The sequence below is a fragment of the Paenibacillus sp. oral taxon 786 str. D14 genome, assembly GCF_000159955.1.
In the GTDB taxonomy this organism is placed as follows: domain Bacteria; phylum Bacillota; class Bacilli; order Paenibacillales; family Paenibacillaceae; genus Fontibacillus; species Fontibacillus phoenicis.
Genome location: NZ_GG695976.1, coordinates 107,386 through 124,003 on the forward strand (window position 1 = coordinate 107,386; position 16,618 = coordinate 124,003).

Annotated in this window: 13 protein-coding genes, 1 tRNA gene and 1 pseudogene; 3 read left to right on the forward strand and 12 right to left on the reverse strand. The window is 50.7% G+C overall.

The features are described from left to right. Positions 1–707 (forward strand): annotated as a pseudogene (locus POTG_RS25360) (transposase); the annotation flags it as partial. Positions 708–1,289: 582 nt separating this feature from the next. On the opposite strand, the gene secG reads toward POTG_RS25360, so the two are convergent. The 12 genes from secG to POTG_RS11395 form a co-directional block, all read right to left on the reverse strand. Next, positions 1,290–1,523 carry a preprotein translocase subunit SecG gene (gene secG, locus POTG_RS11340; protein WP_009224969.1) on the reverse strand — a complete coding sequence of 78 codons (234 nt, stop codon included), beginning with the start codon at positions 1,521–1,523 and terminating at the stop codon, positions 1,290–1,292. Positions 1,524–1,733: 210 nt separating this feature from the next. Continuing rightward, positions 1,734–3,026, reverse strand: a complete 1,293-nt coding sequence (gene eno / locus POTG_RS11345) for a phosphopyruvate hydratase (RefSeq protein ID WP_009224970.1) — start codon at positions 3,024–3,026, stop codon at positions 1,734–1,736. A gap of 53 nt (positions 3,027–3,079) precedes the next feature. Beyond that, entirely contained in the window at positions 3,080–4,627 is a 1,548-nt protein-coding gene (gene gpmI / locus POTG_RS11350; protein ID WP_009224971.1) for a 2,3-bisphosphoglycerate-independent phosphoglycerate mutase, read from the reverse strand. Continuing rightward, complete coding sequence (gene tpiA, locus POTG_RS11355) at positions 4,628–5,380, reverse strand: triose-phosphate isomerase (protein WP_009224972.1); 753 nt, start codon at positions 5,378–5,380, stop codon at positions 4,628–4,630. 115 nt (positions 5,381–5,495) lie between these two features. Next, positions 5,496–6,677: a phosphoglycerate kinase gene (locus POTG_RS11360; RefSeq protein WP_009224973.1), complete on the reverse strand. Its 1,182-nt coding sequence runs from the start codon at positions 6,675–6,677 to the stop codon at positions 5,496–5,498. 218 nt (positions 6,678–6,895) lie between these two features. Further along, positions 6,896–7,906 carry a type I glyceraldehyde-3-phosphate dehydrogenase gene (gap, locus tag POTG_RS11365; RefSeq protein ID WP_009224974.1) on the reverse strand — a complete coding sequence of 337 codons (1,011 nt, stop codon included), beginning with the start codon at positions 7,904–7,906 and terminating at the stop codon, positions 6,896–6,898. Positions 7,907–7,976: 70 nt separating this feature from the next. Next, positions 7,977–9,026 (reverse strand): sugar-binding transcriptional regulator, encoded by a 1,050-nt coding sequence (locus tag POTG_RS11370; protein ID WP_009224975.1) that lies wholly within the window; start codon positions 9,024–9,026, stop codon positions 7,977–7,979. Positions 9,027–9,361: 335 nt separating this feature from the next. Continuing rightward, on the reverse strand, positions 9,362–10,708 hold the full coding sequence (locus POTG_RS11375; protein ID WP_036645074.1) for a glycoside hydrolase family 30 protein: 1,347 nt from the start codon (positions 10,706–10,708) through the stop codon (positions 9,362–9,364). A gap of 34 nt (positions 10,709–10,742) precedes the next feature. Then, complete coding sequence (locus POTG_RS11380; protein ID WP_009224977.1) at positions 10,743–12,386, reverse strand: sugar ABC transporter substrate-binding protein; 1,644 nt, start codon at positions 12,384–12,386, stop codon at positions 10,743–10,745. A gap of 78 nt (positions 12,387–12,464) precedes the next feature. Beyond that, positions 12,465–13,352 carry a carbohydrate ABC transporter permease gene (locus tag POTG_RS11385; RefSeq protein WP_009224978.1) on the reverse strand — a complete coding sequence of 296 codons (888 nt, stop codon included), beginning with the start codon at positions 13,350–13,352 and terminating at the stop codon, positions 12,465–12,467. A gap of 16 nt (positions 13,353–13,368) precedes the next feature. Next, on the reverse strand, positions 13,369–14,325 hold the full coding sequence (locus POTG_RS11390; RefSeq protein ID WP_009224979.1) for an ABC transporter permease: 957 nt from the start codon (positions 14,323–14,325) through the stop codon (positions 13,369–13,371). 120 nt (positions 14,326–14,445) lie between these two features. Continuing rightward, entirely contained in the window at positions 14,446–15,450 is a 1,005-nt protein-coding gene (locus tag POTG_RS11395) for a LacI family DNA-binding transcriptional regulator (RefSeq protein ID WP_009224980.1), read from the reverse strand. Between the two features lie 148 nt (positions 15,451–15,598). On the opposite strand from POTG_RS11395, the gene POTG_RS11400 reads away from it, so the two are divergent. Then, positions 15,599–15,673, forward strand: a tRNA-Arg gene (locus tag POTG_RS11400). 216 nt (positions 15,674–15,889) lie between these two features. Then, complete coding sequence (gene clpP, locus POTG_RS11405; RefSeq protein WP_009224981.1) at positions 15,890–16,486, forward strand: ATP-dependent Clp endopeptidase proteolytic subunit ClpP; 597 nt, start codon at positions 15,890–15,892, stop codon at positions 16,484–16,486. Positions 16,487–16,618: the final 132 nt, after the last annotated feature.

The following is a 16,618-nucleotide window of genomic DNA, read 5'->3' on the forward strand; positions in this document are numbered from 1 at the left end:
CCTTTGGTCGGCACGATTTTTGAAAGAACCCATCTGCCCCTTGTGAAGTGGTTTCGAGCCATCGAGTTGTTCCTGCTTCCCGACGGCATCTCGGCGCTGCGGTTGAGTCAGGTGATTCAAGTTACCTACAAGACCGCTTGGCTCATGCTGCACAAAATCCGTCATGCCCTTGGCGAATGCGATGCTCGGGAACTGCTCTCTGGAGACGTGAAGGTAACTGCGATCAGTATGCGTATGATTCGTCGCGTTATCATCCGGCTGCTCAGCCTTATGCCACCGCGGTTGTAGCCGGCTGCACGGTCACGGAGTATGGCGAGCCGGAGCGGGTGAAGATCCAGCTGATTTCGCATAAAAGAGGACAACGGGCCGACCGGCATGATCTCGCCGCGTTCATCCATGATCATATCGATGTCCATACCTCCACCGTTCAGTCGTTCCATTTGGCTTATCGGCTGTATTTGCCTTTGCGGAAAGAAGTAAGAGCGGCATGGAATTCTCTAAAGCGTACATATGTCGCCTTAGGAATAAAGCATCTTCAGGCATATTTGAATGAGTGCACCGTCCGCCGCCATCTGCGTATGTCCGGTTCCGAGGAAGAAATGCACCAGAACATGCTGCAGATGTGCATATCCATTCCAGCTATCCCTTACCGCGAGTTGATCAACCATCACCAGAATCAGTCCATTGCGATTGCGGCTGCTGCTTAATCGAAGTGCTAGAACGGTCGGGAAATGGCAGGATGAGGTGCTATAGCTTGGGGTTATTGGAGTGTATGTAATCAGGTAGGTGGGTGGTTTGTTTCACAATGGGTGCCATTTGTACTCAATCAGCCTAAACAAGGCTCCCTTCTTTTCTCAAACAATTCGTTATCTCTGAACTCGTTCCAAGACGGCTTTTATCCATACCCTTCGGCTTGATCGTGATATCCTTACCAATCAATTTTTTGCAACTTTTCTTATAGGCCCGTATCGATTAGCCTTTTTCGCAGACAATTTTACTTCCCCACTGTGCTTGGGTTTCGGTTCCTGTTGCTATTTCTGCTTCTACTTCTGTTTCACTTTCTGTTTCTGTTGCCCTATTTCTGTTCACTTTTCTGTTTCTGATTCTGTTGCACTTTCACAACGACCTGATGCAACGGGATAATCCTCAAAAGAGGCGGGCGGAGATACTATGTTGCCGGAAGGAGACACTATGTTGCCGAGGAGAGGCCGCACCGAAATGCGTGTAAAAGCTAAAAAGCCCCCGTCTCCCCATAGGAGACGAGGGCTTGCCTGACAAATTTGATTTGCTTAGTCTAGTACGATGGCCACGATGATCGACAAGATGAAGAAGCCAACCGCCAAGCCAACCGTGACTCGTTCGAGAACGAGCTCCATGCCGCGAGCTTTCGTTTTTCCGAAAAGATGTTCAGCACCCCCGGAGATGGCTCCGGAAAGACCCGCGCTCTTCCCTTTCTGCAGCAACACAACTGCGATCAAGCCGATCGAGAAAATAACGAGCAATACCTTAAGCAAAATATCCATTCAATCCACCTCCTAAGTGAGAAACATCTTTCATCTATTCCATAACTTTGATGTTTACGATACAAAAACAGCATTATTATTGTACCACAGCGTTCCCGAAATAACAACCGTTTCGTGCGTACAACCCCGTCCAACCATACACAAAGTCCCCTGTTTCTTACGAGCAGGGGACTTGCGTTAGTTAAGCCGTGATCTGAACGGCCGCCCTTCTTAACGATGAGCTTTCAGGTTGTAGAAGGATTTCAAGCCGTTGTATTGAGCGAGATCGGCCAATTGATCTTCGATGCGAAGCAATTGGTTGTATTTCGCGATACGGTCCGTACGGGACGGAGCACCGGTTTTGATTTGGCCAGCGTTCGTTGCCACAGCGATATCGGCGATCGTGCTGTCTTCGGATTCGCCGGAACGGTGGGATACTACCGCAGTGTAGCCAGCACGTTTTGCCATTTCGATTGCGTCGAACGTTTCGGTCAACGTACCGATTTGGTTTACTTTGATCAGGATCGAGTTACCGATGCCTTCTTTGATGCCTTTATACAAACGTTCGGTGTTGGTTACGAACAGGTCGTCACCCACGAGTTGGATTTTGCTGCCCAGTTTCTCAGTCAGCAGTTTCCAACCTTCCCAATCGTCCTCAGCGCAACCGTCTTCGATCGTGATGATCGGATATTTTTCAACCCAAGAAGCGAGCAGGTCCACAAATTCAGCGGAAGTAAAGGATTTGCCTTCGCCTTCCAGATGGTATTTACCGTCTTTGTAAAACTCGGTGGAAGCAACGTCCATACCCAGGAATACGTCTTTACCTGGAGTATAGCCAGCTTTCGTAATAGCTTCCATGATCGAGGACAATGCGTCTTCGTTGGAAGAGAAGTTTGGAGCAAAGCCGCCTTCGTCGCCTACAGCCGTGTTCAAGCCTTTGGCTTTCAGAACGGATTTCAGGTTGTGGAAGATTTCAGCACCTGTACGGAGCGCTTCTCTGAAGGAAGGAGCACCTACCGGCAGGATCATGAATTCTTGTACGTCTACATTGTTGTCCGCATGCGCACCGCCGTTCACGATGTTCATCATCGGAACTGGAAGCTGCTTCGCGTTAAATCCGCCCAGGTAAGCGTACAGTGGCAGATCCAATGCATCAGCTGCTGCGCGAGCTACTGCCATGGAAACGGCCAAGATCGCGTTAGCGCCCAGTTTGCCTTTGTTTGGCGTGCCGTCCAGCTCGATCATCAATTTGTCGATGCCGACTTGGTCCAGCGCGTCCATGCCAATCACTTCAGGAGCGATGATTTCGTTAACGTTCTTCACGGCGTTCAGTACGCCTTTGCCTAGGTAACGAGTTTTGTCGTCATCGCGAAGCTCTACAGCTTCATGCGCACCCGTGGATGCGCCGGAAGGAACGATGGCGCGGCCCATAGCACCGGATTCAAGATAAACTTCAACTTCAACCGTTGGGTTCCCGCGGGAGTCCAGTACTTCGCGAGCGTATACGTCAGAAATAATCGTCATGGTTACAGTCTCCTTTTTAAGTAGTTATTCCTTTCAAATGGTAATCTATGTTCTTACGCCTTGCGGCTGGCAATCATCGATTGACCGGTCATTTCCGGCGGCTTCGGCAAGCCCATCAGGTCGAGCAGCGTCGGAGCTACGTCGGCGAGAATGCCTTTATCGCGAAGCACCACGTTCTCGTCGGTTACGATAAACGGTACCGGGTTCGTGGTATGCGCTGTATACGGACGACCTTCATCGTCGATTTCCATATCCGCGTTCCCGTGGTCGGCAATAATGACAACCACTCCGCCTTTGGCTTGAACGGCGTCTACGACTTTGCCTACGCACTCGTCCGTCACTTCAACCGCTTTGATCGTTGGCTCCATTTTACCGGAGTGGCCGACCATGTCCGGGTTTGCGAAGTTCAGAATGATCGCGTCGTGTTCATCGGATTCGATTTCCTTCACGCAAGCTTCAGCGACTTCGTAAGCGCTCATTTCCGGTTTCAAGTCGTAAGTTGCGACTTTCGGGGAGTTAATGAGCACGCGCTTTTCGCCTGGAAGCTCAACATCGCGTCCGCCGCTGAAGAAGAATGTCACGTGCGGGTATTTTTCCGTTTCGGCGATCCGCAGTTGTTTCTTCCCGTGTTGAGCTAACACTTCACCAAACGTATTGTCGAGATCCTTCGGCTTGTACGCAACGTACCCGTTCACCGTTTCTGCAAACAACGTCAAGCAGACGAAATGCAGATCTTTCGGGAATTTAGGGCCGCGATCGAAGCCTTGGAAGTCTTTATTCGTGAATACGTTGGACAGCTGAATCGCACGGTCTGGACGGAAGTTCAAGAACACGACGGAATCGCCGCTCTCAACTTGTGCGATTGGCTCGCCTTTGTCGTCCACGATTACGGTTGGCATCACGAATTCGTCATAGACCGATTTCTCGTACGATTCCGTGACTGCTTTAATCGGGTCGGTATATTTGGGACCTTCCGCATAAACCATGGCCCGGTACGATTTCTCGACGCGGTCCCAACGTTTGTCGCGGTCCATCGCATAGTAACGGCCTTGGACGGTGGCAATCTTGCCCACGCCAAGCTCGTTCATCTTAGCGATTAATTGCTCAAGGAAGCCTTTCGCGCTGTCCGGAGCTACATCGCGTCCGTCCAGGAATGCATGCACATAAATTTCATGCATATCTTCCTTCTTCGCCAGTTCGAGCATCGCAAACATATGATCGATGTGGCTGTGAACGCCGCCGTCGGACAGAAGGCCGTACAGATGCAGCTTTTTACCCTTCGATTTCGCGCTACGTACCGCATCCACCAGCGTCTCGTTCGTGAAGAATTCCCCTTCGCGAATCGATTTGGAGATCCGAGTCAAGTCTTGGTAAACGATCCGGCCGGCGCCGATATTCAAGTGGCCGACTTCGGAGTTCCCCATTTGCCCTTCTGGCAAACCAACGGCTTCCCCGCTGGCCGTCAGCGTAGTGTTCGGGTATTGTTTCAAATAACGGTCATAGTTCGGCTTCTTCGCTTGGGCAACCGCGTTGCCTTCCACTTTGTCGCGAAGCCCGAACCCGTCCATGATAATCAGAGCTACTGGTCTTGGAGCCGTCATTTATTTCGCCCCCTCAACGAGCTTGATGTACGATTCTGGCTGCAGGCTGGCACCGCCGACAAGCGCACCGTCGATGTCGCTTTGGCCCATATACTCCTTCACGTTTTCTGGTTTTACGCTGCCGCCATATTGAATGCGGATTTTCGCCGCTACGTCGTCACCGTAAAGCCCCTGAACCAGGCTGCGGATGTAGGAAATTACTTCGTTCGCATCTTGTGCGGTCGAGGATTTGCCCGTACCAATTGCCCAAATTGGTTCGTACGCAATCACCACTTGCGCTGCTTGCTCTGCAGTCAGACCTTTCAAAGCCGCTTCGGTTTGAACCTTCACGACTTCTTTCGTTTGGCCAGCTTCACGCTCTTCGAGCTTCTCGCCAACGCAAGGGATCGGGGTCAAGCCATGTTTGAAGGCAGCCAGGATCTTCTTGTTGACGATTTCGTCGGTTTCGCCGAAATACGCCCGGCGCTCGGAATGGCCGATGATCACATAGTCCACGCCAAGCTCTTTCAGCATGCGACCGCTGATTTCGCCAGTGAAAGCTCCTTCGTCTTCAAAATGCATGTTTTGTGCGCCGATTTTGAGCGACGTGCCTTTCGCAGCTTCTACCAAAGCCGGCAGGTTGGTGAACGGCGCGCAAATGACGCTCTCTACGCCGGCAACCTCCGCTTTCCCTTTCACGGCTTCGAAGAAGGCTTTGGCTTCGGAAACGGTTTTGAACATTTTCCAGTTTCCGGCGATAATAGGTGTTCTCACAGAGCCCACTCCTTTTATTTCATAGAGGTAGCTCAAAAAACGAACTTCATTACTTCATCCAACCTTCTGAGGTGCTGGAAGCCCGTTTTTTGAGCCTTGATCTAGCTACTTTTTCTTACTTGTCGTTCAATGCTACGACGCCAGGAAGCGCCTTGCCTTCCATGAATTCCAGGGAAGCGCCGCCGCCTGTGGAGATGTGGTCCATTTTGGAAGCCAGATTGAACTTCTCGGCTGCTGCTGCGGAATCCCCGCCGCCGATAATGGTGTAGCCTTCCGTCGTTGCGCAGGCTTCCGCCACTTCTCTTGTCCCGTTGGAGAAAATATCAATTTCGAACACGCCCATCGGTCCGTTCCATACAACCAGCTTGGAGTTCTTGATAATTTCAGCATACTTCGCGCGAGTCTTCGGCCCGATGTCCACGCCTTCCCAATCTGCAGGAATGCTGTCGATATCCACAGCTTTGTGGTTTGCGGTTGGGCTGAAGTCATCCGCTACGATGCAGTCGACAGGGAGAAGGAAGTTTTTACCCAGCTTCTTCGCTTTCTCGATGAAGCCAAGGGCAACATCGAGTTTGGTTTCATCCAGAAGCGATTTGCCGATTTCGTAACCTTGGGCTTTGAAGAAGGTATAAGCCAAACCGCCGCCAATCAACACGTTGTCCGCGATGTTCAACAGGTTGTCGATAACGTCGATTTTGTCTTTTACCTTCGAACCGCCGATAATTGCGGTGAAAGGACGGTCCGGGTTCGTCAAGGCCTTACCGAGAACGGACAATTCTTTCTCCATCAGCAAGCCGGATACGGCTGGCAGATAATGAGCGATCCCTTCGGTCGAAGCGTGCGCGCGGTGTGCAGCGCCAAATGCGTCGTTGACGAACAGGTCAGCCAGCTCAGCGAATTGTTTTGCGAGTTCTGGATCGTTCTTTTCTTCGCCTGGGTAGAAACGTACGTTTTCAAGTACCAGGACGTCGCCATTGTTCATCGCATTGACTTTCGCTTTAACTGCTTCCCCAACAGCTTCATCGACTTTTGCTACTTCTTTGCCAAGCAGCTCGCTCAAGCGTTTTGCCGGCAGCGTAAGCCGCATATCTTCATTGACTTGGCCTTTCGGACGGCCCAAGTGGCTCGCAAGAATCACCTTCGCGCCTTGTTCAACCAAGTATTTGATCGTTGGCAGCGTTTCGCGAATCCGGGTGTCGTCGGTAATTTGACCATCTTGCATTGGTACATTGAAATCTACGCGAACAAACACGCGTTTGCCGGTGACTTCCACATCACGTACACTTTTCTTGTTCATCTCCACGTTCCTCCTAAACGGTATGCGCGGGTCTCTCAGACCAAAAAATGCGCGTCTACGGCTTTGTCTTGGTTCCTCTCCTAAATAAAACGCAATGAAACGAATCTCTATCTATTTATTTGGGGTGTGTGTGAATGCCGTATTACATGCAAGAACCAAAGAGGAGTCCTGAACAGGTTGCTCCTCTTTGGGATGAATCTCTAATATGGGTAACTGGATTATTTTACTTTTTTCGCGAAGTATTCCAGCGTACGAACCAATTGAGCAGTGTAGGACATTTCGTTGTCATACCAAGCTACAGTTTTCACCAGTTGTTGGTCGCCGACAGTCAATACTTTCGTTTGCGTAGCGTCGAACAGGGAACCGAAAGTCATCCCTTTGATATCCGAAGATACGATTTCGTCTTCCGTGTAACCGAAAGTTTCTGGGTCAGCAGCAGCTTTCATTGCAGCGTTAACTTCGTCAGCAGTTACTTTCGTTTTCAGAACGGATACCAGCTCAGTCAAGGAACCAGTTGGAACAGGTACGCGTTGTGCAGCGCCGTCCAATTTGCCTTGCAGTTCAGGGATAACCAAGCCGATTGCTTTTGCAGCACCAGTGGTGTTAGGAACGATGTTTTCAGCAGCTGCGCGAGCACGACGGAAGTCACCTTTCGCATGCGGAGCATCCAGCGTGTTTTGGTCGCCAGTATAAGCGTGGATGGTTGTCATCAAGCCTTGAACGATACCGAATTTGTCATTCAGCGCTTTAGCCATTGGAGCCAAGCAGTTCGTCGTACAAGAAGCACCGGAGATTACCGTTTCAGTACCGTCGAGGATTTCATGGTTTACGTTGTAAACGATGGTTTTCATGTCGCCGGTAGCTGGAGCGGAGATAACAACTTTCTTCGCGCCGCCTTTCAGGTGAAGCTCAGCTTTTTCTTTCGTTGTGAAGAAGCCTGTGCACTCCAGAACGATGTCAACGCCAAGCTCGCCCCAAGGCAATTCTTCAGGGTTGCGGTTAGCCAGAACTTTAACTTCTTTGCCGTTTACTTTGAAGAATCCATCATGTACTTCGATGTCGCCTTCGAAGCGGCCTTGAGTTGTATCATATTTCAACAAATGAGCCAACATTTTTGCATCTGTCAGGTCATTGATTGCTACGACTTCGATCCCTTCAACGTTTTGAATGCGGCGGAAAGCCAGGCGTCCAATACGTCCAAAACCGTTAATCCCTACTTTTACACTCATTGATAGTTCCTCCCAGTGTTTGATTTTTTATTATTCAAGACAGGCCCGATAAAACCCGTCATGAGTAAACCTATTTATTCCCGGAGCCGTTGATCAACTCATTTACGATCTCTTGTGCCGCCGCTTCGTCGGTCACTAGGATATCCTCTTGGCCAAACCGCAATACGGCATGGATCGCTCTTGCTTTGCTCTTGCCGCCCGCGATGCCGATCACCGTCTCGGTTCGCATGATATCCTCGAGACGCAGGCCCAGGGTCAGCATTTTGTGCACGACGACGCCGTCTTCATTAAAGTAATATCCAAATGATTCCGCGAGCGCGCCTTCTCTTCGGATTTCTTCGACCATGCTTGGCTCCAGCTTGCGCCGGCGCGCCATCTCCATAGCGTCTCCGACCCCGTGCACTACGATACGCGCCTGACGGATCATGTCCACGATATCCTGGATATTCGGATCGTGTACCAACGACTCGTAAGCTTCCTTCCCCAACAGATCGGGGACATGCAGCAAACGATAACCCGCCCCCACACGCTTCGCCATACCGGAAGCAATCGTGTTCGCTTGGATTTCCAGGCTCTCGCCAAGACCCCCGCGTGCCGGTACGAACCAGCTCTGCTTCATCGTGACGTTAGGCGGCGGATTCAGCTGATCCGCGACTTCCGCCAGCGTAGTGCCGCCGGTGACCGCGACCACCTCATCCCCGCGCATGACACTAAGCAGCGCTTTGGCACCTGCGCGCCCCAGTTCCCGCTTCACCAGCGGGGAGGCCTCGCAATCTCCAGGTACAATCACTACTTTGCGCAGCCCATATTGCTGACGGATCGTCTCCTCCAAGTTGGAGAGGCCAAACAATTCTTTGACGACCGGCTCCAAATCCTCAAGCAATCGCCGTCCCGCGTCGCTGATACTCATGCCTATATTCTCGATTTCGATCAGGCCCTGGGCCTTCAGGAGATCTGTTTCGGCACGCAACACACGCTCCGTCATGTCCAGCGAATTCGCCAAGGTTCTACGGCCTATGACATCAGACAACATGATCTGGTGAAGTATGGTGTACCTTTTCTTGAGAATGTCCATGAGATCAGGAAGAAGCTGCTTTTGAATCTCTATAATGTTTCGCATGCTTTCCACTCCTGCAAGCTTCGTCTTCTCTCTCCATCTCCTGGCCTTAAAATGTCCCGGGATAACTTTTTAAGTCCCGCTGCTATTTTACTCAATAATCTCCTTAGTTGCAAGCCTGACGTCCGTATCATTTACTTTCTTCCGAGCAGTTATACCCCTAGGCGCAAAGAATCCCGTAAGATCCTGACATTTGGATCAGAGAGTTGTCGAAAATAGGCCTGCTGTGTCTCAGCAAAATTGCGGATGGCGGCAAAGCAGATCGGTTGTTTTCATAGAAAAAAAGACCCTCCCGCATAGGGAGAGCCTCGTCTACTTATTCCTCGTTTCTCAATTTCTCAATTGGTCAGTCGGATCGACAAAGCGCTTTTTGATTCCATCCGGAAACTCGGCAGCTCGGTTCCCCGGAGACGCAAGCGAACATCAGAGGCCTGCTCGCCGTCATTAAACAATACGACCCCAATCGAATCGTCCGTATTGCGGAACGCGACGGAACGTATCGAAGGCTGTCCCGACTCGGCAGCGATTCTTATGGCCTTCGGACGGATCACTTTGCTGAAATGGGCCAGTGCATAGTAGTCCAGCGTATACTCGAGCTCGCGGGTCTGCTGGTTCACTGTCACGATCCCGCGGCAGGTGCTGCGGCCAAAGCCTGGTACAGTCGGACCATTTTGCTCATCCAAAGCCATATTCCAGAGCACCAATGATTGGCTGTGATTTCGCAATATCTCGATTCCCGTCCGCATGACATTGGAGAACGCCGGTTCAAACGCCGGAATCCATTCCCCGCCAGAGCCTTCGGTAAAATGAACCTCTTTGCCCGGGAAGGCCTCCTTCACTTGGCTTTGCGCCGAGGCTACCCCTCCATACCAGTGCCATGCTACTCCGTCGACCGCTTCGGCCGCTTCCTTCAGCACAGTCAGCGGATAATCCGGCCGATCCCAGTTATGGTCATACGCCAAAATCTTCGTGGACAAGCCATGCTTCACAAAAGCCGGCTTCAGATAATTTTTCACGAAATCGGTCTGCATCTCAGCCGTCATCAGCATCCCCGGATAATGTCCCGGCACATAAAGCGGTTCGTTCTGCGGCGTCACCGCATATATGGATAAACCGTGCTTGGCGTAAGACTCGATATAACGGACAAAGTAGTTCGCGTACGCTTCGTAATACTCCTTCTTCAGTTCCCCGCCGATCATTGAACCGCTGGTTTTCATCCATCCCGGTGCGCTCCAGGGGGAGCCAAACAGCTTGATGGACGGATTTAAGGCCAGCGCTTCTTTTAAGAGCGGAATGACATCGACTTCGTCGTGACGAATCGAGAACCGCTGCATTTCCGGATCGGACTCACCTTCGGGCAAATCGTTGTAGCTATAGAAGAACCGGGCATAATCCGAGGCCCCCATCGGGTTGCGCAGCACGGATAAGCCAATTCCCTCCTCCGGGTCAAACAGCATCTTCATCAAGGAAGAACGCTGCTCTTCAGGAAGCACCTGATGAATCAGATAGGCGGCCGAATCGGTAAAAGACGCTCCAAACCCATCCATCGTCTGATAGTTGACGCTTTCGTCTAATCGGACCTCGACATCCCCGGCATCGGAATCCGCCGGCCTCAGCTGTTCCTCCGTTGTACGGACGAAGAGTGATTTTTCTCCAGTGGAATAATAAATGTCAAGCTCACGCATGCTGTTTCCCTCCACTTCGATTAATGGCCACGGTTTACTGGAGGCCGAGTTTTTCTTTATTGGCTTTCATTTTCTCCGTACGGATTTGCACGATTTTATCCCAACCGTTGTCCTCAAGGAACTTCTTGTAATTGTTGAGCGTGCTCTCGAATTCTTCGTCGCTCTTGGCGCGGATCAAGCTGACCATCGTCGTGTTCCAAGTGGTGTTAATCGCCGTCAAAGAGCGAGCTTCCGGAGATCCGGCATCCGGGTTGATATTTTCAAGGACGAAGTGAGGGTACAGCTTTCCTTTGCCCCACTCTTGCATTTGCTTGATGGAATCCGGGAAAGCATCGGCGCTGAGCGCTTTGTGACGGTCATGGCCAAAGAACATGAATTCGCCCATGCGGTATTCCTTCTTGAATTTATCGGCATCCTTTTGCTGCAGCTCTTTCACTTCTGGTGTGAATTGCACCGTTCCGTCCGCATTCTTCGTGTAGGTCTCGCCTTCGATGCCGTAGTTCATCAGCATTTGGCCTTCTTCATCCAACAGGTACGTGAAAATTTGGATCGCCTTCGCCGGGTCCTTGCATTGCTTCGTGATAAAGCTGATCATCCAGCCGGTAATCCCGGATTGGTTCAGCTTTGGCGTGTTGCCCACCGTGCTTTGCGGTCCGTCGATCGCCAGGTAGGCTTGATTCGGATGAGCGGTGGCGAAGATTTGCAAGTTGCCGCCTTGCTGCGGCGTTCCGTCCAGCAATATCGTGGCGTATTTGCCGGCTTTCACTTTCTCTTCAAAAGCAGGGCCGTCATCGGCAAAGCTGTCGTCGCTGATATTGCCAACTCTATGCACTTCATTTAACGTCTTGAGCCAGGTCAGATAATCCTCGTCCAAATTACGGTTGTAGAACTCGCCGTTCTCCGTTTCCAGCGGAACGCCCAGGAAGTCTTGGAACACATCCCCCAAGGAGCCCGTCCCCTCGCCAATTGAGTTAAATCCAAACGGAATCAGATCCGGGAATTGGGTTTTAATCTGCTGCATCACATTTTTGAATTCCTCAGGCGTACCGATCTTAGGCTGACCCAGCGCTTCGTACACGTCTTTGCGGATCACAAAAGCCGTCTTCGCTGGAATGTTACCGCTGTCATAATCGGCCTGCGTGTTGGAGTAGTTCGGGTAACCGTACGTGTTGCCGTCCGCTTGCTTAAACCAGTTGAGCGTATCTTGCGCGGCGACTTTGTTGAAATAAGGGTCGTATTTCTCCGCCAGCTCGTTCAGCGGCAAGGCCCAGGAAGAAGCCTTCTGCACAACGGCCGAATTGGAATCGAACACGGTAATCAAGTCCGGCATGTCGCTTCCGGCAAAAAACGTATTCAGCTTGGTATCGTCGCCGGTAATAAATTTGATATCAATATTCAAATCTTCCTTGATCTTCTTCGTGACCACATCGTTGCCGAAATCGGTATTCCACCAATCGGCGTTCACGTACCAGGTCAGCTGGGTTGGCTCTTCTTTCTTGTCCAGCTTCCATGCCGGCGTGTTCGGGTCCAAGGTATACCGATCTTCCAAGGATACCTCTGTTGCGGCCTTCGAACCGCCGCCGGAGCCGCCGCAGCCGGTAACGATCAGCGCAGCGGTGAGCAGTGCAGCGCATGCGGTCATCCCTTTTCTTGCAAGACTTTTGTTCAACTTAAGCATTCGTTGTACCCTCCTTTTTTTGTAAGAAGCACAGCTAGTCCAACTCGCACATCAAGCCTAGCGTTTCATGCGGATGCGTTACTCCTTCACCGCCCCCAGCATCATGCCCGAGATGAAGTATCTTTGTAACAATGGATAAATCACAACAATCGGCAAAGTCGTAATCACAATTGTTGCGAGTTGAACTCCTTTGGTTGTCGTTTCAATGACGACGGAACCCGCGATGTTCTGCATCGATTGGGTCTGGGACTGTACGATGATTTCGTACAGCTTCATTTGCAGCGGGTACAGGTATTCATCTGTGATGTACAACTTGGTTGTCATAAAGTCATTCCACTGACTTACCCCGTTGAACAAAGCGATGGTAGCCAAGGCCGGCATCGATAACGGGATAAAGATCTTCAAGAAGATTCTCCAGTCGCCGGCACCGTCAATCTTGGCCGATTCCTCCAGGGAATCCGGCACATTGCGGAAGAAATTCATCAAGATCACGACATCGTAATAACTGAACAAAGCCGGAATGATATACACCCAGAAGCTGTTCAGCAGCCCCAGGGATTTAATCAGTAAGTACGTCGGGATCATACCGCCCGAGAAGAACATCGTAATGACGCCCATCGTCACGTACAGCTTGCGGCCGCGTACATTGTTCTTGCTGAGACCGTAGCCAATCATCGCGCAGAAGAAGACGTGGGTCACAACGCCGATGACTGTCTTGAGGACGGAGATCAGGAACGACTGCCAAATCGTATCGTCCCGAAACACCGCCTGGTAGTTCTCCAGAGAAAACTCTTTAGGCCAGAAGACAAACCCTCCTTCGGCAAGAGCTCGTCCCGAACTGAAGGAAGAAACGATGACATTCCAGAGTGGAATCACAATAATGATCGTAAATAAGATCAGGATCACAGCATTCGCCGTATCAAAGATTCTGCTGTCGAGATCCTGTTTGAGCACCTTTCGATTCATGGCTGCTGCTCCTTCCTTACAGGACAGATTGATTATCGTTGAGTTTGCTGGTCACCTTATTCGCCAGCACCAACAAAATGACCGATACAACCGAAACCCCAAGTCCGACGGCAGTCGCGTAGGAGAAGTCCCCTTGCGTCATCCCCATCCGGTATACGTAGGAGTTGATGACCTCGGCCTTTTCGCGGTTCTGAGAATTCATCAGCACCAAGGTCTGGTCCAGGTTGGAACCCAGCAGGCCGCTGATGGTCAGAATCAGGTTCAAGCTAATAATCATCCGCATGTTGGGCAGCGTGATGTTCCAAATTTGCCGGAGCCGGCTCGCCCCGTCGATCTTCGCGGCTTCATAATAAGTCGGGTCGATCTTGGCCATGATGGCGAGGTACAGGATCGTTCCCCAGCCCGCCTCTTTCCAAACATCCGACAGCACCGCGATCCACCAATACTTGCCCGGATCAAGCAGAATGTTCTGAGGCTTCGAGATCAAGCCCAAGTCCAGCAGCATCTGGTTGAACATCCCGGTGGTCGAGAACCAGGTGATGAGCATCCCGCCGAGCACGATCCAGGACAAAAAGTGCGGCAGGTACGAGATCGTCTGCACGATTTTTTTAAACCGGCCCATCCCGACCTCATAGATCATAATCGCGAGAATAATCGGGATCACAAAACCGATGGCCAGCTTCAGGAAGCTGATCCCCAGCGTATTCACCACGGATTCCCAGAAGTATTTGTCGGTGGCGATAATTTTGAAGTTGTCCAAACCTACCCATGGAGCGGAGCTTAACGTATCGATGACCGTATAATTTTTGAAAGCGATCGTAAGTCCGTAGATGGGAATGTAGCAAAAAATAATCATAAAAATGATGCCCGGCCAGATCATCGACTGGATTTCCCACTGCCTGCCGAAATCGATAAAGAACTGCTTCATTCTTAATCCCATCGGCTTTTTGGCTGACGCAGCTGACTTCGCCATTTTGCGCTCCTCTCTTTATCCCGTATGGATAAAAACGTTTTTATTTTCGTCAACAGAACCCCTGTAGTTAACCGCTTACATTTTCCGCTGAGCTCAAGATCAGCTTCGTCTCCGCTTCTCTTAGCTTAAACGAACATGACTTGAGCCTCGCACGATCAGTTCCCCGTCCAGCTTCTGCACCTTCCCCTGCTCCTGCTTCTTAATCATGTTCACCAGATGATTGACCGCCAAGATCCCTTGTCTGGCGATCGGATTGCGAACCGTGGTCAGGGGCGGCGTAAAATACTGGGCAATATCAATATCGTCAAACCCTACGACGCTGATGTCCCTTGGAACCTCGAGGCCGTACGAACGTAACGCTTTAATACAACCAATGGCGCTCAAATCGTTGCCGGCCAGAATCGCGTCCGGCACTTTGCCCGGATGCTTATGAATAAACGCCCGAATCGCATTGTAGGTACTCTCTTCCTCAAAATACCCCTGCACAATAAAATCCTCATCAATCGGCAGCTGATGCTCCCGCAAGGCCGCGAGATATCCCTCTTTCCGCTGTACGCTGTCGTACATCGTATCAACGCCGGAAATGTAGGCGATTTTCTTATGGCCCAGGCTGATCAGGTATTTGGTCGCTTCATAAGCGGACGCATACGAATTAAAAATCACGGTCCCCATCGTTTCCTTCTGAATCACCCGATCCAGAAATACCGCCTTGATCTTGTCCTTCTCCATCATCGCGATATCTTGGTCATCGACCCGCAATTCTTCGTAGATGATCACGCCATCCACCCGGCGGCCCATGATATTGCTGATAATCGTTTGCTTATCGGCGGTAACCATGACATGCAAACCGTATCCCAGCCGCTCGCTCTCGCGCGCCATCGACTCCACCAAAATGTAAAAATAAGGTCCGGATACACTCGTCGTAAAAAAACCAAGCATATTCGTCTTCTTCGACTTGAGCTGCTTCCCGTTTAAGTTCGGTACGTAATTGAGCTGCTTGGCGACCTTCAGCACATGGGATTTGGTCTCCGGATTCAACACATCCACATCGTTGAGCGCGTTGGATACCGTAGAGATGGAAACCCCTGCTGCTTTGGCTACATCCTTAATGGTGACTTTCCCCATCCCTGATTACACCCTTGTCTATAAAAACGTTTTTATATATTCCTCAAGTTATCATAGAAACTCTTTCATGACAATCCCTATTTTATTTGGATCTACACCTTGCGTTTTGAGACAAAATGTCATATAATCTATTTTGTTCGCTAAATTTGCGCCCGTGGTCCAATGGATATGACGTAGGCCTCCGGAGCCTGAGATCGAGGTTCGATTCCTCGCGGGCGCGCCATATATTGCACATTCAAAGTCCTGTGACACAAGTCTTCTGGACTTTTTTATTACCTTGAGTTTGACTTTCTTTGACTTTCTCAAATAAATTGTTTATGATGAGATTAATCCCCATCATTTCCGTCAATTCTTAGATTGATGGAAACGATGAATCCCAAACCATTCCATTCGACGGGGCGTTCCAGTTGAACAGCCTAAATTTAAGGAGGTTTTATCGGTGAGTTATATTCCTATGGTCGTAGAACAAAGCAACCGCGGCGAACGCGCTTATGACATTTATTCCCGTCTGCTCAAAGACCGGATTATTTTCCTGGGCTCCCAGGTAAACGATGTTGTTGCCAACTCCATCATTGCCCAGATGCTGTTTCTGGACGCGGAAGATCCAACCAAGGACATCCACCTATACATTAACAGCCCTGGCGGTTCCATTACGGCCGGCATGGCGATTTATGATACGATGCAATTTATCAAGGCGGACGTCTCCACGATTTGCGTTGGGCTGGCCGCTTCGATGGGCGCCTTCCTGTTGAACGCAGGTGCGCCGGGGAAACGTTATGCGTTGCCAAACAGCGAAATCATGATCCATCAACCGCTCGGCGGAGCGGAAGGTCAAGCGACGGACATCGAGATCCGCGCCCGCCGTATCCTCAAGATGCGCGATAAACTGAACCGAATCCTCTCGGAACGCACCGGCCAACCGCTGGAACGGATCGAGAAGGACACCGACCGCGACTACTTCATGAGCGCGGCAGAAGCGAAGGAATACGGCTTGATCGACCAAGTCATCGAGAAAGTGAATCCGGCCAAAGCTTAAGGCTATACAGAAAAGGCTGCTCTTCGAACAGAAAGTGCTGTTCGAGGAGCGGCCTTTCTTGTTATATTTATCTTTAAATAACTTAACGAGAGAGTTCAAAAGGTCAGAATAGCAAGCTACAGGCACACACCT